The sequence below is a fragment of the Hydrogenophaga sp. genome, assembly GCF_041633695.1.
GTDB lineage: Bacteria > Pseudomonadota > Gammaproteobacteria > Burkholderiales > Burkholderiaceae_C > Hydrogenophaga.
On record NZ_JBFJMY010000042.1, the window covers coordinates 1 to 17,475 of the forward strand.

At 66.9% G+C, this 17,475-nt stretch carries 20 protein-coding genes, 1 pseudogene and 1 riboswitch; of the genes and pseudogenes, 10 read left to right on the forward strand and 11 right to left on the reverse strand.

What is annotated here, in order from left to right:
* On the reverse strand, positions 1-439 hold a 439-nt coding region (locus tag ABYB95_RS04350), incomplete at its 3' end, for a YjbH domain-containing protein (RefSeq protein ID WP_372657228.1).
* 175 nt (positions 440-614) lie between these two features.
* Between ABYB95_RS04350 and ABYB95_RS04355 the strand changes: the two genes are divergently transcribed.
* Together ABYB95_RS04355 and ABYB95_RS04360 are read left to right on the forward strand one after the other, a co-directional pair.
* A complete protein-coding gene (locus ABYB95_RS04355) occupies positions 615-1,766 on the forward strand; it encodes an FAD-dependent oxidoreductase (protein WP_372657229.1) in 1,152 nt (383 codons plus the stop codon).
* A gap of 211 nt (positions 1,767-1,977) precedes the next feature.
* On the forward strand, positions 1,978-2,595 hold the full coding sequence (locus ABYB95_RS04360; RefSeq protein WP_372657230.1) for a hypothetical protein: 618 nt from the start codon (positions 1,978-1,980) through the stop codon (positions 2,593-2,595).
* 13 nt (positions 2,596-2,608) lie between these two features.
* Here the strand turns inward: ABYB95_RS04360 and ABYB95_RS04365 are convergent, their stop codons facing one another.
* Genes ABYB95_RS04365 through senB form a run of 4 tightly spaced genes read right to left on the reverse strand, consistent with a single transcriptional unit; the run spans position 2,609 to position 6,099 of the window.
* Positions 2,609-3,304: a haloacid dehalogenase type II gene (locus ABYB95_RS04365; RefSeq protein ID WP_372657231.1), complete on the reverse strand. Its 696-nt coding sequence runs from the start codon at positions 3,302-3,304 to the stop codon at positions 2,609-2,611.
* 21 nt (positions 3,305-3,325) lie between these two features.
* Entirely contained in the window at positions 3,326-3,967 is a 642-nt protein-coding gene (locus tag ABYB95_RS04370; protein WP_372657232.1) for a hypothetical protein, read from the reverse strand.
* Positions 3,968-4,000: 33 nt separating this feature from the next.
* Positions 4,001-5,077 carry a selenide, water dikinase SelD gene (gene selD / locus ABYB95_RS04375; protein WP_372657233.1) on the reverse strand — a complete coding sequence of 359 codons (1,077 nt, stop codon included), beginning with the start codon at positions 5,075-5,077 and terminating at the stop codon, positions 4,001-4,003.
* A gap of 26 nt (positions 5,078-5,103) precedes the next feature.
* Positions 5,104-6,099, reverse strand: a complete 996-nt coding sequence (senB, locus tag ABYB95_RS04380) for a selenoneine biosynthesis selenosugar synthase SenB (protein ID WP_372657234.1) — start codon at positions 6,097-6,099, stop codon at positions 5,104-5,106.
* 67 nt (positions 6,100-6,166) lie between these two features.
* On the opposite strand from senB, the gene senA reads away from it, so the two are divergent.
* The 6 genes and pseudogenes from senA (at position 6,167) to phnE (ending at position 10,975) form a co-directional block, all read left to right on the forward strand.
* A complete protein-coding gene (senA, locus tag ABYB95_RS04385) occupies positions 6,167-7,408 on the forward strand; it encodes a selenoneine synthase SenA (protein WP_372657235.1) in 1,242 nt (413 codons plus the stop codon).
* A 109-nt stretch (positions 7,409-7,517) separates the two neighbouring features.
* Positions 7,518-8,396: a putative selenate ABC transporter substrate-binding protein gene (locus ABYB95_RS04390; protein WP_372657236.1), complete on the forward strand. Its 879-nt coding sequence runs from the start codon at positions 7,518-7,520 to the stop codon at positions 8,394-8,396.
* 25 nt (positions 8,397-8,421) lie between these two features.
* Entirely contained in the window at positions 8,422-9,279 is an 858-nt protein-coding gene (locus ABYB95_RS04395; RefSeq protein ID WP_372657238.1) for a phosphonate ABC transporter ATP-binding protein, read from the forward strand.
* Positions 9,280-9,535: 256 nt separating this feature from the next.
* A pseudogene (locus ABYB95_RS04400) lies at positions 9,536-9,634 on the forward strand (ABC transporter permease); the annotation flags it as partial.
* Positions 9,632-10,126, forward strand: coding sequence for a PhnE/PtxC family ABC transporter permease (locus tag ABYB95_RS04405; RefSeq protein WP_372657248.1), 495 nt, complete (start codon positions 9,632-9,634; stop codon positions 10,124-10,126). The pseudogene ABYB95_RS04400 and the gene ABYB95_RS04405, both read left to right, overlap by 3 nt.
* Positions 10,127-10,132: 6 nt before the next feature.
* The gene (gene phnE / locus ABYB95_RS04410; protein ID WP_372657239.1) at positions 10,133-10,975 is read left to right on the forward strand and encodes a phosphonate ABC transporter, permease protein PhnE; all 843 of its coding nucleotides are present in this window, start codon (positions 10,133-10,135) and stop codon (positions 10,973-10,975) included.
* 27 nt (positions 10,976-11,002) lie between these two features.
* Here the strand turns inward: phnE and ABYB95_RS04415 are convergent, their stop codons facing one another.
* Positions 11,003-11,587, reverse strand: a complete 585-nt coding sequence (locus ABYB95_RS04415) for an NnrU family protein (RefSeq protein ID WP_372657240.1) — start codon at positions 11,585-11,587, stop codon at positions 11,003-11,005.
* A gap of 158 nt (positions 11,588-11,745) precedes the next feature.
* Between ABYB95_RS04415 and ABYB95_RS04420 the strand changes: the two genes are divergently transcribed.
* Both ABYB95_RS04420 and ABYB95_RS04425 read left to right on the forward strand, forming a co-directional pair.
* Complete coding sequence (locus ABYB95_RS04420; RefSeq protein ID WP_372657241.1) at positions 11,746-13,146, forward strand: DUF2868 domain-containing protein; 1,401 nt, start codon at positions 11,746-11,748, stop codon at positions 13,144-13,146.
* Complete coding sequence (locus ABYB95_RS04425) at positions 13,143-14,570, forward strand: GTPase/DUF3482 domain-containing protein (protein ID WP_372657242.1); 1,428 nt, start codon at positions 13,143-13,145, stop codon at positions 14,568-14,570. The genes ABYB95_RS04420 and ABYB95_RS04425 overlap by 4 nt, the downstream gene beginning before the upstream one ends.
* Before the next feature lie 5 nt (positions 14,571-14,575).
* Here the strand turns inward: ABYB95_RS04425 and ABYB95_RS04430 are convergent, their stop codons facing one another.
* From ABYB95_RS04430 to ABYB95_RS04450, 5 genes are all read right to left on the reverse strand, one after another.
* Entirely contained in the window at positions 14,576-15,145 is a 570-nt protein-coding gene (locus tag ABYB95_RS04430) for a DUF1569 domain-containing protein (RefSeq protein ID WP_372657243.1), read from the reverse strand.
* 32 nt (positions 15,146-15,177) lie between these two features.
* Entirely contained in the window at positions 15,178-15,399 is a 222-nt protein-coding gene (locus tag ABYB95_RS04435) for a hypothetical protein (RefSeq protein WP_372657244.1), read from the reverse strand.
* Positions 15,400-15,455: 56 nt separating this feature from the next.
* The gene (locus ABYB95_RS04440; RefSeq protein ID WP_372657245.1) at positions 15,456-15,812 is read right to left on the reverse strand and encodes a DOPA 4,5-dioxygenase family protein; all 357 of its coding nucleotides are present in this window, start codon (positions 15,810-15,812) and stop codon (positions 15,456-15,458) included.
* A 124-nt stretch (positions 15,813-15,936) separates the two neighbouring features.
* Entirely contained in the window at positions 15,937-16,440 is a 504-nt protein-coding gene (locus ABYB95_RS04445; RefSeq protein WP_372657246.1) for a 6,7-dimethyl-8-ribityllumazine synthase, read from the reverse strand.
* An 87-nt stretch (positions 16,441-16,527) separates the two neighbouring features.
* A riboswitch (FMN riboswitch) is annotated at positions 16,528-16,696 on the reverse strand.
* Positions 16,697-16,796: 100 nt separating this feature from the next.
* A partial coding sequence (locus ABYB95_RS04450; RefSeq protein ID WP_372657247.1) for a DUF429 domain-containing protein occupies positions 16,797-17,475 on the reverse strand: 679 nt, incomplete at its 5' end.

Below are 17,475 nucleotides of genomic sequence, written 5' to 3' on the forward strand. Positions count from 1 at the left end.
CACCTGCAATATCGTTCAGCCCTACAGCGACCTTGGGTTGCCCCTGCCACAGCTGCGGAAGCTGCAACTTGACGTTCACGGACAGGTCACGCACGCCATTGACGATGCGCGTCGGCGTCGGCACGGTGTATTCGGCAAAACGCCCAAACAGCTCGATGTTCGGCGCCAAGCCAAAACCCAGGCTGTAATTGGCTTCCCGCTGACCTGGCCGGAGCTTGGGCTCTCGGTAATTGCCATAGGACAAGGCTGCGCTACCGGTTTCCAGCACATCGGCCGAGGGAATCGACAAGCCACCCGTGTTGCCTTGCGTGGACACACCCAAGGTTTGGGCTTGAGCGGCGCCCGCCATCAGCAAAGACACCGCCAGGGCCAGGCGGCTTTTGTGGGCAGCGCTCGTCGCGCAAACGGCAGGCTGTGATCGTGGGAGCAGATTCGGCATGTGTTGGGTTTCCAGGGGTGTCAAAACGCTGCAAATTATCCCGCACGCAGCACCACACGCCCGGCGCGCGCGCCAGGCCTCATTCAAGCGCGTGCCTGCGCACCCTGGAGCGCCCACACCCAGGCCCAACCGCCAAGCCGCATAGACACTGCGCCAAGCCGTAATATCGGGCCCCATGCAATCTATCGGAATCCAAAAACTGCTGCTGCTCGGCGCCGGTCATGCCCATGTGCAGGTATTGGCCGAACTGGCACGCAGCAGACCCGCCGATCTGGACGTGAGCGTGCTCACGCCCTACCCGTTCCAGACCTACAGCGGCATGATCCCGGGGCTGGTGGCTGGGCGCTACAGCGCGGCCGAAGGCCAGATTGCGCTGGAACCCTTGATGAAAGCGGCTGGCGCGCGCTGGGTGCAGGGCCGCTGCACCGGACTCGACATGGGTGCGCGGCAAGTGCAGGTGCACGCACTCGACCCCAAGGCGGCCCCCACCAGCCTGGGCTACGACCGGCTCTCGATCGATACCGGTGCGGTGCTGGACCGCCGCCAGCTCGACGCCACCATGCCCGGCGCCAGCACGCACGCCCTGGTGGTGCGGCCCATAGAGGTGTTCGCTGCGCTGTGGCCCAAGGTGCTGGAGCACGCGCTGGCGCGCCCGGTTTCGGTGGCCGTGATCGGCGCGGGAGCGGCCGGCATCGAACTGGTGTTTGCCGCAGCACAGGGCATACGCTCGGCCGGCCTTCGGGGCGCCAGCTTCACACTCATCACCGGTGGCGACGAGGTCGCCGCCAACTACACACCGGGTGTGCGTCGCCGGGTGCTGCGCCAGCTCAAACGCCAAGGCATCACGGTGTTGATGGACAGTTGTGTGGGCATGGTGCCCGGCTCGGTGCGGCTGGGCAGCGGTGCTTCTCTGGCTTGTGACGTGCCCATTCTGGCGGTGGGCACCCACGCGCCGGCCTGGCTGCAAGGCAGCGGACTGGCGCTGTGCGAGCGCGGCCATGTGCTGGTCAATGCGTTCCAGCAAAGCACCAGCCACCCCGAGGTGTTTGCCGTGGGCGACGTGTCCACCCGGGCCGACGCGCCGCACCCCAGGAGCGGGGTCTACGCGGTCCGCGCCGGACCGCCCCTGGCGCACAACCTGCTCGCCGCCCACCACGGCCGGCCGCTCAAACCCCACCACCCGCCCACGCACACCCTCAACCTGTTGTCGTGCGGCACGCAGCACGCCATTGCCAGCTACGGCCCGCTGCACACCGAGGGTGGCTGGGTCTGGCGCTGGAAAGACCGCATCGACCGCGGCTTCATCGCGCGCTACCGGCTGGACTGACTGTCGCTCGTGTGCGACGCTGCGATGGGCAGATCGTTACAAATGCGCAGGCTTGATCAACAATCCGCACAGGGCATCAAAAAGGACGCGCAGGTACGCGCCCAATGGCATCACAAGTCCTTCGCTATAGCGAATGGTTTGTGGATGGAACCAATACCTGGTTATTGATTTTGTCGTTCATCATTTTCTCGGCCTGCCGGGCCGATTTGCCATGATCAAAACCCTGTTGGTCTTTTTCCATCTCATTGCCACCTGCGCGGCCATCGGAACCATCGTCATCACCGATCTGCGGCTGGCCGCCAAGGCTCTGGGCTACAAAGTCGTGATCCCTCCACCCGAACGCTTCGAGACGTTTGTCATCTCCATGGCCTTGGGTGCGCTGTATATCACCGGCGCCGGCATTGTCTGGCTGGGGCTGCAAGCCGATCCGGCGTATCTGGACAACCCCAAGCTGCAGGCCAAGCTGGTGCTGGTGCTGGTGCTGACCCTGAACGCATTCGTCCTGCACCGCCTGGTGTTCCCCATTCTGGGTCGCTCGCGCACGGTTTCGCGCTGGAGCACGCGGGACTGGACCGTCGTCGCGGCCAGTGTGTCTCTGTCCAACAGCATCTGGTTTTTTTCGGCGTTCCTGGGCGTCGCCCGGGTCTGGAACGGCACCGTACCACTGGGTTTTGTGCTTGCCGTGGCCTTGGCCGGCTGGGCCGTCACCTTCATGCTGGTCAACGGCTTGCTGATGCTGGCCTCCCGCGACGAACCCAAGGGCCGACCCGACTGGATCGACTCCATGAAAGCCTCGTTGAGCGATTTCGCCGATCTGCGCAAGGAATAAGAACGCCTCTGGCTCAGCAGCCCAGTTGCTCGGCGAGCTGCGTGAGGCTGGTCGCGTGCCAGGTATTGGCCGGATCGGGCGAGACGTCTTTGGGACGCGGGGCACCGAATTCCAGCGGCCGTTCGATATAGGCCGTGGCCAGACCACAAGCCCGGGCGGCGGCCAGATCGTCCTGGTGCGCCGCCACCAGCATCACGTCGGCCGGTGACACGTCGAACACCTTGGCCACGCCCAGGTAGGTGGCTGGGTCCGGCTTGTAGGCGCGAAACACCTCGGCCGACAAGATGCAGTCCCAGGGCAATCCGGCGCGTTTGGCCATGTTGGTGAGCAAACCGATGTTGCCGTTGGAAAGGGTGCAGATGGTGAAGCGGGTTTTTAGGCGCTGCAGGCCCGCCACCGAATCCGGCCAGGCGTCGAGCCGGTGCCAGACGCGGTTGAGTTCGATTTTCTGCGCCTCGCTCAAGTCCGTCACCCCGAACTGCGTCAAAAGCCCGTCCAGGATCAGGCGGTGCAAGTCGTCGATCAAGGTCCAGCCCAGTTCGCCCGACATCACCCGACGCATCGCGGGCTGGTAGCCCGCGCGCCAGGCCAGCGCAAACGCGTCGCCGTCCACGCCGGGCAGCAGGGCTTGCACCTCGCGTGCAACCGAGCCGTGCCAATCCACCACGGTGCCGAAAATGTCGAAGGCCAGAATTTGGGGTTGTTTCACGGGTGATTTCCAGTAGTGGTTTCAACGGCGCGCCGCGGTGTGCGAATCGCGCAAGGAACGGGTGGTATGGGGTGCGGCCGGCAGCGGGGCGAGCTGGCGTCTGCGCAGCCACACCACGCCGATCAAGCCCGCGCAGGCCAGCGCCACGGCGGCGGGGAACAGCACCGTGGTGACCGAATAGCTCTCCAGCGCCAGGATGACGATCAGGTTGCGCAGCAGAAACAGCGCAAAAAATCCCAGCGATTCGGCGTGGGGAAAGCGGTAGGCCTTGCGCAGCGTGGGGCCAAAGCCGGTGATGTCCACTACGGTCAGCAAGACCACGGCCCACATCGGGTCGGTGTTCAGGTACCACAGCGGCAAGGACGCCATGGCGGCGGTGAAAAAAAGCCAGTCGCTGCGGGTGATGGCCAGGTCACCGCGTCGTGCAAAAGCCAGCGCGGCGATCAGCACGGTGATGCCAGCCGACACGCCAATGGCCCAGGCGCCCGCGCCGCCGTGCGCCTGCAGCTGGGCCAGAAACACCACCAAGGTCGTGGTGCCCCAGATCACCCAGGAAAAGACATGGGCTTGCACCGTGCCTTTCAGAATGCCGCGGATATAGGGCAAAAAGCCCGCCACGGTGAGCACCATGGCCAGGGCGCTCAGCAACTCCTTGTGCGACATCTACCGCCCCCTCGTCCGACGCGTGCGCGGGTTTCAGTCCACCAGCAAGCGCACACCGCCGTCCGGCGCGGCCACGATCTCGCCCACTTCGGTGGCGGCGGCAAACCCGTGCCGAGCGAACACGGCCAGCACTTCTTCCACCGTTTCTGCCGCGCAGCTCACCAACAGGCCACCGCTGGTTTGCGGGTCGGACAGCAAGGCCTGGTCCACCTTGCTCAAGCGCTCGCCCAGGCGCACCTCGGCACCGTAGGCGGCCCAATTGCGGCCCGATGCGCCGGTGACCATGCCCGCGCCCGCCAGTTCGCGCACGCCAGGCAGCAAGGGCACGCGGTCCATGTCGATGCGCACGGCGGCCTTGCAGCCGCGCGCCATTTCCAGCACATGGCCGGCCAGGCCAAAGCCGGTGATGTCGGTGAGCGCGTGCACACCGTCCAGGGCGGCCAGATCGGGGCCGGGCGTGTTGAGCTGGGTGGTGCAGGCGATCATCTGCGCGTAGCCCTCTGGGCTCAGCGCGTCTTTCTTCAGCGCCGCCGAGAGCACGCCCACGCCCAGGGGCTTGCCCAGGATGAGGCGGTCACCCACGCGGGCGTCGGCGTTGCGCTTCACCCGTTTGGGGTGGACCAGCCCCAGCGCCACCAGGCCGTAGATCGGCTCCACCGAATCGATGGTGTGGCCGCCAGCGATGGGAATGCCGGCCTCGCGGCAAATGCTTTGCCCGCCGTCCAGAATTTTGCCGATGGTTTCGGTGGACAGCACATTGACCGGCATGCCCACCAGCGCCAGCGCCATGATGGGCGTGCCCCCCATGGCGTACACGTCGCTGATGGCGTTGGTGGCGGCGATGCGGCCGAAGTCGTACGGATCGTCGACGATGGGCATGAAGAAGTCGGTGGTGGCGATCAGCGCCTGTTCGTCGTTGAGCCGGTACACGGCGGCGTCGTCGGCGGTTTCAATGCCCACCAGCAATTCGGGTGGAATGGGCATGGCGCTGGTGCCCTTCAAGATTTCGCTCAGCACGCCGGGCGCGATCTTGCAGCCGCAGCCGCCGCCGTGCGAAAGGCTGGTGAGGCGCGGCTCATGGGGAACGGGGTGGCCTGGTGTATTGCTCATGGGGGTCTCCGGTGTCGTGTGGCGGTTCAGATCGGTTCGCGCAGCAAGGCCAGCAAGGCCGCCTGCTCGTTCGCCGGGGCGAACAGCGCACGTCTGGTCTCACATTGTGCTTGCAGCTGGGTCAGACCGTCTCGGCTCTGCCCCATACCCCTTTGCTGTTCGGCCCGGCAGGCGCGCAACCGCTCGGCCAGCGCCTGTGCATCGCCCAGGGGAAAGTAGCCTCCGTAGGCCTCGCCCAGCATGCCCACATTGCCCGCGATGCGCGAGGCCAGCACGGGCGTGCCGCTCTGCACGGCTTCCATGACCACGTGCGCGCCACCTTCCATGCGGCTGGCGTGCACCAGCACATGGGCACGCTGGATGCGCGCGCGGGTATCGGCATGGGGCAGCCCCCCGAGCCAGCGGAACTGCGGGCAATCGCGCGCCGTCTGGCGGGCCGCTGTGGCCAGTGCAGGGTCCAGCGCCTCGCCAATGTGGTCGAGCCGGATGCCGGGCTCGTCGCGCAGCAAATAGGCGGCTTCAAAAAACGTCTGCGGCATTTTCTCGGTGCGCAAATGCCCCACCATCAGGGCACGCAAGTGCCGAGCGGTCTTGGGCAAGGTCTGGCGCGTGGTGCTGGACTGGAACACCACCCGTGCCTTGTGGCGCCACGCCGGGGGCAAAGCCAGCGGCCCCTGGTCTTGCAACACCACCACACGGGTCGCCAGCGCCAGTGAACGCTGTGCGGCGGGGTCGGTCTGGATATCGCGGTACAGGTCCGTGCCGGTCAGCACCAGCACCAGCATACGGTCCGGATGGGCCAGGGCCCAGGCCGCCACCGCATCGGCCGAGCGGCGGGCGTGCAAAGCGATCAGCACATCAAATGAGCGGCCACTGTCGGCGTTCTTTTGTGGCCACGTTTTGCTCAAATGGACCTCATAATGGCCTGCAAGCATGTCGGCCCAGCGCCGCGCGGTTTGCCAGTTGCCGTTGTTGGCGTCGGCCAGAGCCGGTGTGACGATGCAGATGGAAGCTTTTTTCATGGCGGGCAATGTCCGCCATTGTGGGTCAGCCCAGAACCTTGTGCATGCGTTGAGGAGGAGATGTGCCATGAGCCCGAACGCTTTGCCGCCACACCCCCCGCTGGCCGATGCGCGCCGTGCCGACAAGGCCTGGCTCGCGGTGGCCCTGAAAGACACGCGCCGGCGCACCTTGCGCCTGGTCAAGTTCTTCGCGGCGGCGCTCGGCCCCGCCATGCCGGTTGCGCTGTCGCCCGAGTTCAACCCACCCTTGTGGGAGCTGGGCCATATCGGCTGGTTTGCCGACTGGTGGATTGCACGCAACCCGCAGCGCGCACGCGGCGTGCAAGCCGACCCCACCACACCCCGCTTTGCGGCCCGCCAGGCCGCACACGGCTTTGACGCCGATGCCCTCTACAACTCCAGCGAAGTGCCGCACGACAGCCGCTGGCACCTACCACTGCCCAGCCTGGAGCAGACCCGCAAACACCTGAGCGAGAGCCTGACCCAGACCCTGGACCTGCTGGCGATGGCCCAGGACGACGATCAAGGCCTGTACTTCTTTCGCCTGGCGCTGTTCCACGAGGCCATGCACATCGAAGCCGCCGTGGTGACCGCGCAAGCCCTGGGCATGCCGATCGGCGCAGCCCTGGGCACCGTTCCCAAAACCCCCAAGCAACTGAGTTTGCGCATGCCCGCCACGACCTGGATGCAGGGCTACCAAGGCCCGGGTTTTGGTTTTGACAACGAGTTCGGTGCGCACCCGGTAGAACTCGCGGCCTTCGACATCGACACCCAGGCGGTGAGCTGGGGGCGTTTTCTGCCTTTCATCGACGCCGGAGGTTACGAAAACCCCGAATTCTGGAGCCCACAAGGCTGGGCGTGGCGCCAAGCCACCGACGCCCATGCCCCCCGCTACCTGCAGCGCGACGTGCAAAGCGGCAGCGGCTGGAAGCTGCAGCGTTTCGAGCAATGGTTTCCACTGGACATGCGCAAACCGGCCTGCCACCTGAGCGCCTTCGAAGCCCAGGCCTGGTGCCGCTGGGCCGGTCGGCGCCTGCCCACCGAAGCGGAGTGGGAATGCGCGGCGCTGTCGCTGCCGGGCTTCGACTGGGGCCGGGTGTGGGAGTGGACCGACAGCCCGTTTGCCCCCTACCCAGGCTTCAACGCCCACCCGTACCGGGACTATTCGCAGCCCTGGTTCGACGGCCGCCCGGTGCTGCGCGGCGCCAGCACCGCCTCCCAGCCCTGCATGCGCCACCCTCGGTACCGCAATTTTTTCCCCGCCGCGCGCAACGACATCTGGTCGGGCTTTCGCAGCGTCGCGCTCTGACCGCACGGGTATCCGGTCAAACCGACACGGTTTCGGTCAGGGCTTCTTTCTGGGTTCTAATTCCCCACTGGACTTGCCCTTACCGCAAGAACACTACTGGAACCTATTTATGCACCTCATTCACCGGTCATTTTCCCGTCGCGCCCTGCTGGGCGCTGGTCTCGTCCTCAGCGCCGGCCTGCACCTGCCCGCCAGCGCACAGTCGCAGGTGTTTCGCATCACCGCCATCCCCGACGAATCGCCCACCGAGCTGGCCCGCAAAGCCGAACCGCTGGTGAAATACCTCGAAAAGACTTTGGGCATGAAAGTGGAGTTCACCCCGGTGAGCGACTACGCCGCTGCGGTCGAAGCCCTGGTCAACAAACAGGTCGATCTGGCCTGGTTCGGTGGTTTCACCGCCGTGCAAGCCTCGGTGCGCTCGGGTGGCAAAGTGCTGCCCCTGGTGCAGCGCGAAGAAGACAGCAAATTCCGCTCGGTCTTCATCACCACCGACGCCAACATCAAAGGCCTGGCCGACCTCAAGGGCAAGACGCTGAGCTTTGGCTCGCAGTCCAGCACCTCGGGTCACCTCATGCCGCGCAGCTTCCTGCTCAAGGCCAGCGTCAACCCCGACAGCGACCTCAAACGCGTGGCCTACTCCGGCGCACACGACGCCACCATTGCCGCCGTCGCATCGGGCAAAGTGGACGCGGGCGCGCTCAATATTTCGGTGTGGGAAAAATTCGTGGCCGACAAAAAGGTCGACACCGACAAGGTCAAGGTCTTCTTCACCACCCCGCCCTATTTCGACTACAACTGGACGGTGCATGCCGACATGCCCGCCGCCCAGCGCGACAAGCTGCAAAAGGCATTCCTCGCCTTGAGCAAGGACACGCCAGAAGGCCAACAAATTCTGGACTTGCAGCGGGCCACCCGCTTCGTGCCCACGAACATGGACAACTACGCCGGCATCGAGCAGGCCGCGCGCAGCGCAGGCTTGCTGAAATAAGCGCCGCGCGCAGGCCGGTCTTCGCGTGCAACTGCAACTGCATGACCTGAGCGGGCGGCACCCCGCCGCCTCGGCCCATGCGCCCGCCGCCTTGCGCGGCCTGCGCCTCGCACTGGCGGCGGGTGAGCAGGTCGCGGTCATCGGTCCGTCGGGTGCGGGCAAGACCACCTTGCTGCACCTGCTGGCCTGCGCCCTGCGGCCATCGGCGGGCCACTTGTTGATCGCAGGCGCCGACCCCTGGTCCCTGCGGCGCTCGGCTTTGCGCCAACTGCGCGGCCAACTGTTTCTGGCTCCCCAGGTACCGCCGCTGCCACCGCGCCAGCGCGTGGTCACCGCCGTGCTGGCCGGGCGCCTGCCGCAAATGGGTTTGTGGGCCAGCCTGCGCAGCCTGTTCTACCCCCGCGACATCGCCCTGGCCGACGCCGCGCTGGAGCACTTCGACCTGGCCGAAAAACTGTTCGACCGGGTCGACCGACTCTCGGGCGGCGAGCGGCAGCGCGTCGGCCTGGCGCGCGCCATTGCGGCGCTGGGTTCGCCCGCCCACCCCGCCGGGGCGCGTCTGCTGCTGGTCGACGAGCCGTTGTCCGCACTGGACCCGTCCCGCGCCGACCAGGCCATGCGCTCCCTGACCCAGGCCGCGCACGCCAGCGGTGCCACCCTGGTCTGCACCCTGCACCACGTGAGCATGGCGCTCGAGCATTTCCCGCGCATCATCGGTTTGCGCGACGGCGAGCTGGCTTTTGATCTGCCGCCCGAACAAGTCACGCCCGAACGCCTGCAACAGCTCTACGCCCAGCACGAAGACGAACTGCACAGCACCGCGCCACCCGCCACCGAGCCGTCCACGGCGTCGCCCCAGCCGGTGGTCATGCACTGCCGCTGAAAGCCCGGCCATGAGCAGCTGGACGGCCCCCACCCCCCCCCGACGCGACCCGGCCTGGCTCGGTCGCGTGTTCTGGTTACTGGCCGCCGCTGTGCTGTTGTGGCCGCTGCTGGTGTTGGCCGAGTTCAAGCCCTGGGTGCTGCTGGAGCCCGGCAGCCTGGGGCCTGCGCTGCGCTTTCTGGGCGACTTTTTTCCGCCGCGCATGGACGCGGAGTTTCTGATCTTGGTGGCGCGCGAGACCTGGCGCACGGTGGCCATGGCCACCGCCGGCCTCAGCCAGGCCATGCTGCTGGCGGTGCCGCTGGCCTTGTTGAGCGTGCGCACCCTCTCGCTGTCCGCGCTCACCGGGCGCATGGCCTTCGGGCCTGCCGTGCTGCGGCAAGGCGTGCGCTGGCTGCTCATCGTGCTGCGCAGCGTGCCCGAGCTGATCTGGGCCCTGGTGTTCGTGCGCGTGGTCGGCCTGGGCCCCACCGCCGGCGTGCTGGCGATTGCGCTGACCTACGCCGGCATGCTGGGCAAGGTCTACGGCGAGATCCTGGAAAGCGGCGAAGCCCATGCCACACAAAGCCTGCTGCGCAACGGCAGCGGGCGCCTGCAAGCCTTCTTTTACGGGCTGCTGCCGCAAAACGCCGCCGAACTCACCAGCTACACCGTGTACCGCTGGGAATGCGCGATCCGCTCGTCTACCGTGCTGGGCTTTGTCGGCGCGGGCGGTCTGGGGCAGCTCATGGACAACTCGATGAAGATGTTCAACGGTGCGGAAGTGGCCAGCATGCTGCTGGTGTTCATGGCCCTGGTCTGGCTGGCCGACACGGCCAGTGCCGGATTGCGCAAAAGCCTGGGCTGATACCCCATGACCACCCCACACACACCACCGCGCCGGGCCGCCAACCAGATCTACCGCTTGCCGCCTCCGCTGTTCAGCGCGCGCTGCCGCGCCTGCTGGTGGGTGGCCGCCACCGCGCTGCTGGTGTTCTTGAGCTTTTTCACCCTGGAGTTGCGCTGGGCACAGTTTTTGACACCCGACGCGCTGGGCAAGATGGCGCGTTTCATCGGCGAGCTGCTGCACCCGGAAACCGAGCCCGCTTTTCTCGCCCGGCTGGGCTGGGCCACGCTGGAAACCCTGGCCATGTCGGCGGTGGGCACGTTGCTGGCCGTGGCGCTGGGTCTGAGCCTGGCCCTGCCCGCCAGCCGCACCCACGCCGACGACACCGCGCGCTGGCTCAAGGCCACACGCACCCTGCTCAACGCGCTGCGCAGCATCCCCGAACTGGTCTGGGCCTCCTTGCTCTTGATCGCTGCCGGTCTGGGGCCGTTCGCCGGCACGCTGGCACTGGCCTTGCACACCAGCGGCGTGCTGGGCCGCCTGTTTGCCGAGGCGATTGAAAACGCGCCGCCCGGCCCGGGCTTTGCGCTGCGCCTGCGGGGGCAGTCAGAAGCCCGGGTGTTCTGGTACGCAACCTTGCCGCAAATCTTGCCGCAGCTCATGAGCTACAGCCTCTACCGCTGGGAAAACAACATCCGCGCCGCCGCCGTGCTGGGTGTGGTGGGCGCGGGTGGCCTGGGGCAGATGCTGGCGTTCCACATGGGCTTGTTCCAGATGCCCGAAACCGGTTCGGTGCTGGCGGCCATGCTGGCCCTGGTGGCCCTGGTCGACGGGCTGAGCCATGTGTCGCGCCGCTGGCTGATGCGCTGACCCGCCCAGACCAAGATCAGCGGTGGCTCAACCCACCGGCCGCACGCCGATCCAGGCGGCGTGCGCCCAGAGCAGCACCACCACATACAAGGCCAAGCCCGCCACCAGAGCGATGGCATCGTTCCAAGCGCTGGCGGGCAAGCCGGGCACAGGGCGCAGCGGAGCGGCAGCGGCACGGCGCTTCACCGACATGCGGTCGGCCACGGCCCAGGCCAGAAAGCCGCCAAACAGCAGCACATCGGCCAGGTTGCCATTGGCCAGCAAATGCGCCAGCGCCCACAGTTTCACGGCCAGCAGCATCGGGTGTTTGGCCGTGCGCTGTATGCGCCCCGGCAGGTAGGCGGCCAGCAACAACACGAACACCGGCAACATCAAGAGCAGCGCCAGATGCCGCAGCGCCGCAGGGGGCGTGTACAGCAGCAGCGGCTGTTCGCGCGCCAGGCCATAGCCCAGCACGATCAGCACCAGCCCGGCCAGCGACACCAGCGAATACAAAGCCTTCCAAGGCATTTCGCCCAAGCGTTGCGCCCAGGCGTTGCGCGCGCCCGGCGAGACGATGGCCACCGAATGCACACCCAGAAACAGCACCAGACCCCAAATCAACCACGCCATGGTGTTCTCCTGCGGCGCCGAGCGACCGAAGAGCCGCGACCACACGCCAAGCCCCGCACTGTAACGGGTAGCATTGGGTCCAGCCCAACCCGGGCTCCTCTTGCCTACGACCTTCCCGCCGTCCTGCCCGCCTTCTCTTCCCCACCGAGCCCAGCGACTTGAACGCCCGTCCCCCCACACCCAGCCTGCGCGGTGCCACGCTGGCCTACGCCGTGCGCTTGATCGAAGAAAACGGCCCGCTGCTCGACGGCGAAGAAATGGTCCGCGCGCACCAGACGCACACCGCCATGCAAGACCGCATCCTGGCGCGCGCGCAATTGCTGGCCCAGCGCCTGCGGCTGGATCGCGACCTGGACCGCTTGCGCGCCGCTGCCTGGGTGTCCGGCCTGTTGCTGGTGCTACTGGCCTACCTGCTGGCGGGCGGCCTGCTGGGCAAGGCCACGGGCAGTGGCCAAACGCTCAACGCCGCGCTGGCCTTCTTCTCGATTCTCACCGTGCCCGTGTTCGCCTTGCTGCTGTGGCTGGCGGCGGTGCTGTATGCCTGTTTCGCCCGCGAACCCAGCGGTGCATGGTCTCTGGGCAAGTGGTTGATGGATCTGGCGGCGCGCATCCCCTACCTGCACGGGCCCAACGCCAGCGTGCTGGTGCGTGCCCTGCACACGGTGCTGCAGCAACAGCGCCTGAGCGTGTGGGTGCTGGGCGCCATCAGCCATGCGCTGTGGGCGGCGGGCTTTGCCCTGATGCTGCTGACCCTGCTGGCCTTGTTCGGTTTCCAGGCCTACCAGCTGAGCTGGGAGACCACCATCTTCGACCCGGCCTTCTTTGCGCGCTTCCTGGCCTGGACCAGCTGGCTGCCGGGCCTGATGGGTTTCCCGGTGCCCGAGTCGGTACCGCTCAACGCCGGTGCCGACCCGGTCAGCTCGCACGCGCTGGCCTGGTGGCTGGTGGCCTGCACCCTGGTGTACGGGCTGCTGCCCCGGGTGCTGGCCTTGCTCGCCTGCGTGTGGATTGTGAAAACCCGGCACGCCCGGCTGGCGCTGGACACCCGCGACCCCTATTTCCGCAAGCTCATGGCCCGCTTCACCGCGCTGGATCCGACCCGCATCGTGGACGCCGAACAGGCGCCTGCGCCCACCGCCGTGCCGCCGCGCCGGGTGCTGCACGCCGGCGAAAAGGCCTTGCCCCTGCTGATCGGTTTTGAATTGCCAAGCGAATTCGAATGGCCACCCGCCGCACTCGCCCCCTTGGCCCCACAAAGCCACCGCGTCTCGGGCAGCATGGAAGAGCGCAGCCTGCTCATGTCCCGGCTGGCAGAGAGCCCCGCGTTTCGCGCCCTGGTGGTCTGCAACGGCGCGTCCAGCCCGGACCGGGGCACCGAGCGCTTTTTGCGCCAGGTCAGCGCCCAGGCCCACGCCTGTGCGTTGCTGCTGGTCTACCCCGAGCACAGCGGCGCCAACCCGCAACGCTGGCCCGACTGGTTGGCTGGCAACGCGCTACACGACCTGCCCTGCTGGCAAACGCTGGAGCAGGCCCGGGACTGGCTGGGAGAGCACGCATGAGCGCGCCGATCCAGATCGCCGTGGTCGGCCACACCAACGCGGGCAAGACCTCGCTGCTGCGCACGCTCACGCGCCAGATCGGTTTTGGCGAAGTCTCGGACCGGCCCGGCACCACGCGCCACGTCGAACACATCGATCTGGCCATCGACGGCGCGCCGGCCATCCGCTACTACGACACGCCAGGTCTGGAAGATTCGGTGGCCCTGCACCACCACCTCAAAAGTTTGGGCGACGCGCTCACGCCGCCCGAGAAAATCCGCACCCTGTTGCGCGGCCCCGAAGCCAGCCGCGCGTTCGAACAAGAGGCCAAGGTCTTGCGCCAGTTGCTCGACGTGGACGCCGCGATCTATGTGATCGACTGCCGCGAGGCCGTGCTGCCCAAGTACCGCAGCGAAATCGAAATCCTGAGCGCCTGCGGCAAACCGGTGATGCCGGTGCTCAACTTCGTGCGCAGCGACGACAGCCGCGAAACGCAGTGGCGCGAGGTGCTGGCCGCCTACCACTTGCACGCGGTGGTGCGCTTCGATGCGGTGGCCCCGTTCATGGGTTCGGAACACCAGCTCTACGAAGACCTGGGCGTGCTGATCCGGCCGCGCCGCGAGCAGCTGCAAGCCGTGATGCAAGAACTGGAGCAGCAGTTCGTGGACCGCCGCGCCGCCGCTTGCCGCGTGGTGGCCGATGCGCTCATCACCGCTGCCGCCATGCGCCGCGAGATCGACAAGTCGGCGCTGGACGAGCCGCGCGTCAAAACCCGCTTCGTGCAGGACTTCAAAGACGACCTCATGACGGGCGTGCGGCGCTGCGTGTCCGACCTGCTGCAAATCCACGGCTTTCGGCCCGACGACGCCAACATCGCGGTGCTGCCCTGGACCAGCGGACGCTGGGAGTCCGACCTGTTCAACCCCGAAACGCTGGCCACCGCGGGCAAGCTGCTGGGCAAAGGTGCGGTCGCCGGTGCGGCGGTGGGTTTTGCGCTGGACGTGGCGCTGGCCGGGATGTCGCTGGGTGCCGCCACGGCGCTGGGCGCGTCCATCGGCGGCGTGCTGGGCCAGGGTTGGGGCCAGTTGCCGCGCAAGCTGCGCAACAAATTCCTCGCCATCGAAGAGCTCACCCTGGGCGACGAGGTGTTGCTGGTCATGGCCGACAACCTGGTGCGCCTGTGCGAAGCACTGGAGCTGCGCGGTCACGCCGCCATCAGCAGCGTGCGCCTGGCCACCGACAGCTCACAGGCCTACCGCGAAGCGCTCACCCGTGCGGTGCTGCAACTCGGCCAGGCCCGTGGCCACCCCGAATGGGAACACCGCGCCGAACAGCGCTACCTGCCCAGCCGCAGCCGCCAGGAGCGCGTGGCCGGGGTGGAGCACCGGTTGATCGAAGTGCTGCACGAGTGCGCGGCACCCGAGGACATCGAGCCGCCAGGCTGAGCTGTTCAGGCCGGCAAGGCAAAAGCCGAAAAGTGGTTGGCCAGGTGCATGGCGTGCGCGTGGTCGTATTCGGCTTTGCTCAAGACACCGTAGGCAAAGTGGGGCTGCAAGGGTGCGGTGCTGGCCTGAAACGCCTGCACCGCGTTGCGCAGCCGGGCCAGTGCCACCGCGCCATCGCTGGCACCCAGCGGCGGCGCGCCGGGAATGGGCTCGGCCAGATCGTGCGTCATGCGTCCGCGCCAGGCAAAAACCGAGAACGCCGCCGCACCCAGGGTGCGCTGGAACAGCGCCGACTTCGGTTGCGGAAAACCGCTCAACGAATATTCGATGCTTTGCGCGCAATGGTCCAGCGTCTGCGGCCAGGTCCAGGCCGCGTGCGACACCAGCGCAGGCGCCTGCGCCAGTCGTTCGAGTTCGCGCATGGCCTCGTCCAGCGAGGCCAATGGGGGATGGGGCTTGTTCATGGACTCTCCTTGGCATCCGGTGGTGGCACCAACCAGCAAAGCCGTGGCCGCCACGCCCGATGTGCTGCGCAGAAAGTGGCGCCGCGAAGCGGTAGATGAAGCGGTAGACATGGGTTTCATGGATCAGATGCCCAACCTGCGGGTCAGCCTTTTTTGCCACCCAGCACCAGCAGCAGGCCGCCCAAAACAATGGCGCCCACACCAACCCACACCGGCACGTCCACTGTCTTTTGTTCTTTGACAGTCAGCTCCAGCGGGCCCAGCTTCACCGCCGTGTTCTCCTGCGTATAGCTGAAGCCCCGGTACACCAGGGCCAGCGCACCGGCGACGATCAACACCAAGGCCAAGGCCCGAATCGCATTCATACATGTCCTTTCATGGGCCGAAAGCCCCAGCGGCGGCGGGTGCCGCCGTCCCGCATTCAAGCACGGTCAAACACCGACAGGTCCAGCACCGCGCTCTCGCCCAGCCAGTAGGCGTAGTCGGTGTGGTCCTTCAGGTCGTCTCCGGTGAGGCCGTGCACAAACACCGTCAAGCCCTGGCGGTGCTCATCCAGCCAGGGAACGAGGGCATCAAACTGGTGGTGGCTGAACGCCAACTGGCAGCTCCAGCGCGGGTGCGGCCCCACCAATTTCTGGTGCACGCGCCCGACCTGCACGGCAAACTGCTGCCCGGCCTGCTCGCACAAGCGCACCGCCAAGTCCAACGTGTCCGCGTCGAAATACACGTGTGCGTGGTAGGCCTTGTGCACATTCACGGGCCTTTTGATGGTGGGCATGCGTGCCATCCTTTCCAACCGAACAAAGCGGCGCACCTGCGGGCTCACGGGAGCGGGCAGGCCATTGTGGCCCCTAGCACGCACCAAGGACAAGCCAACGGCGCGTGGGTGTACAGGGTTTGATTCAGGCCAGCAAGCCGTCCAGGTGGCGCATATTGGCCACGGTCTGGATGCAGGCCTCGGCCGCTTCTGTGCCCTTGGTGGCGAAGTGCTTCTGAAAATACTTGCGGTGCTCGGCGTGTTCGTGGAAATGGTGCGGGGTGAGCACGGCCGAGATCATGGGCACGCCGGTTTCCAGCTGCACCGCCATCAAGGCGTTCACCACCGCCTGCGCCACGAACTCGTGCCGGTAAATGCCGCCGTCCACCACCAGCGCGCTGGCGACCACGGCGGCGTAGCGCCCGCTCTGGGCCAGGCGCTTGGCGATCAACGGGATTTCAAACGCGCCGGGCACGTCGAACACGTCGATGTCGTCGGCGGGCACGCCCGCGCTCAACATTTCGACAAAAAAGGCGTCGCGTGCCTGGTGCACGATGTCGGCGTGCCAGGCGGCTTCAACAAAAGCAAAACGGAGGTTGTCGGGCGCAGCGGCGGGTGCGGCTGGGGAAACGGCGGGTGACTGACTCATGGGGCTCTTTCGGCGGGAGTTCCAGAAATCAGGGCGCACAAGCGCACGGCCACCGGCAACGGAAACACCCGCTGGCCGGACCATGGCTCGCGCTCTCTAACATCCGGACTGTGACCGTCGGTCCCGGAGTCTCACCGGGTCTGCTGACCCTGCCCGCCACTGACGTGGTGCGCAGGCGCTCGCGGCACTCGTGTGGTTGCGTTGCCGCACCACCATCACCGCCGGTGGGGAATTGCACCCCGCCCTGAGAACGCTTGTGTCGGGATAGGAGCCTGCGCGGCAGAAGAAGCGTCGGCTCCTAGGCCCGACGCCCCGATTGTAGGCAGGCGCTCAAAGGCGCGCTGTCGCACGGGTTTTCAGGCGCTCACAATCCAGCCTTCGAGCGGGTCGAACGGCGGCAAGCCGTAGCAGGGATGCCCGCCCTGGTGTCGGCCCAAAGCCCAGGCCGCCTGCAGCAGGCACAACACAGCGTCCAAGCTATCGCCGCTGGCGTCGTCCACAAGGGCATCGTGCTGGGCGTGGCTGAGCTTGAGCCGCAGCCCGGCCGCTTGCAACAGCGGCGCCTGGCCACTTTCCAGCGCCATCAACAGGTCTTTGCGGGCGATCAGGCGTTGTGCGGTCTGCTTGGCTTTGGTGTCGCTCTTGTAGCTGGTGCTGCCCAGCACGCTGCGCGCCAGCAGGCCGGGGTAGGCCTCCAGCGCCACGCGCTGCGTATCGCCCGGGTGCAGACCCGGCAGGTGTACCCCGGAGCCGATCAGGCGCGGCACGCCGGCGTGCAGCATGAAGGCCACCGGCGGGTTGACCCACTTCATGCTGGGGCTGGAGCCGGCCGGACCATCGGTGGCGCGGTGGGCAAACTTGCCGCCTGCGGGTCGGGCGTCGCAGAACGCGGCGAAGGCGCTGCGTATCTGGTCGCGGCTCAAGGCCGCGTAGTGCGCGATGCAGGCCGCCCAATCGCCGGGCCAACCCAGGCTGTGCACCAGTTCGCGCGGCAAGCCAAATGGCAAATCGAAGCCGCCCACCCAATGGCCTGGC

Bases quoted from the DNA above. Each gene is read 5' to 3' on its own strand.
- ABYB95_RS04355 (WP_372657229.1), top strand. From the start codon at position 615: ATGCAATCTATCGGAATCCAAAAACTGCTGCTGCTCGGCGCCGGTCAT.
- ABYB95_RS04360 (WP_372657230.1), top strand. From the start codon at position 1,978: ATGATCAAAACCCTGTTGGTCTTTTTCCATCTCATTGCCACCTGCGCG.
- ABYB95_RS04370 (WP_372657232.1), bottom strand. From the start codon at position 3,967: ATGTCGCACAAGGAGTTGCTGAGCGCCCTGGCCATGGTGCTCACCGTG.
- selD (WP_372657233.1), bottom strand. From the start codon at position 5,077: ATGAGCAATACACCAGGCCACCCCGTTCCCCATGAGCCGCGCCTCACC.
- senB (WP_372657234.1), bottom strand. From the start codon at position 6,099: ATGAAAAAAGCTTCCATCTGCATCGTCACACCGGCTCTGGCCGACGCC.
- senA (WP_372657235.1), top strand. From the start codon at position 6,167: ATGAGCCCGAACGCTTTGCCGCCACACCCCCCGCTGGCCGATGCGCGC.
- ABYB95_RS04390 (WP_372657236.1), top strand. From the start codon at position 7,518: ATGCACCTCATTCACCGGTCATTTTCCCGTCGCGCCCTGCTGGGCGCT.
- ABYB95_RS04405 (WP_372657248.1), top strand. From the start codon at position 9,632: ATGGCCTTCGGGCCTGCCGTGCTGCGGCAAGGCGTGCGCTGGCTGCTC.
- phnE (WP_372657239.1), top strand. From the start codon at position 10,133: ATGACCACCCCACACACACCACCGCGCCGGGCCGCCAACCAGATCTAC.
- ABYB95_RS04415 (WP_372657240.1), bottom strand. From the start codon at position 11,587: ATGGCGTGGTTGATTTGGGGTCTGGTGCTGTTTCTGGGTGTGCATTCG.
- ABYB95_RS04425 (WP_372657242.1), top strand. From the start codon at position 13,143: ATGAGCGCGCCGATCCAGATCGCCGTGGTCGGCCACACCAACGCGGGC.
- ABYB95_RS04430 (WP_372657243.1), bottom strand. From the start codon at position 15,145: ATGTCTACCGCTTCATCTACCGCTTCGCGGCGCCACTTTCTGCGCAGC.
- ABYB95_RS04435 (WP_372657244.1), bottom strand. From the start codon at position 15,399: ATGAATGCGATTCGGGCCTTGGCCTTGGTGTTGATCGTCGCCGGTGCG.
- ABYB95_RS04440 (WP_372657245.1), bottom strand. From the start codon at position 15,812: ATGCCCACCATCAAAAGGCCCGTGAATGTGCACAAGGCCTACCACGCA.
- ABYB95_RS04445 (WP_372657246.1), bottom strand. From the start codon at position 16,440: ATGAGTCAGTCACCCGCCGTTTCCCCAGCCGCACCCGCCGCTGCGCCC.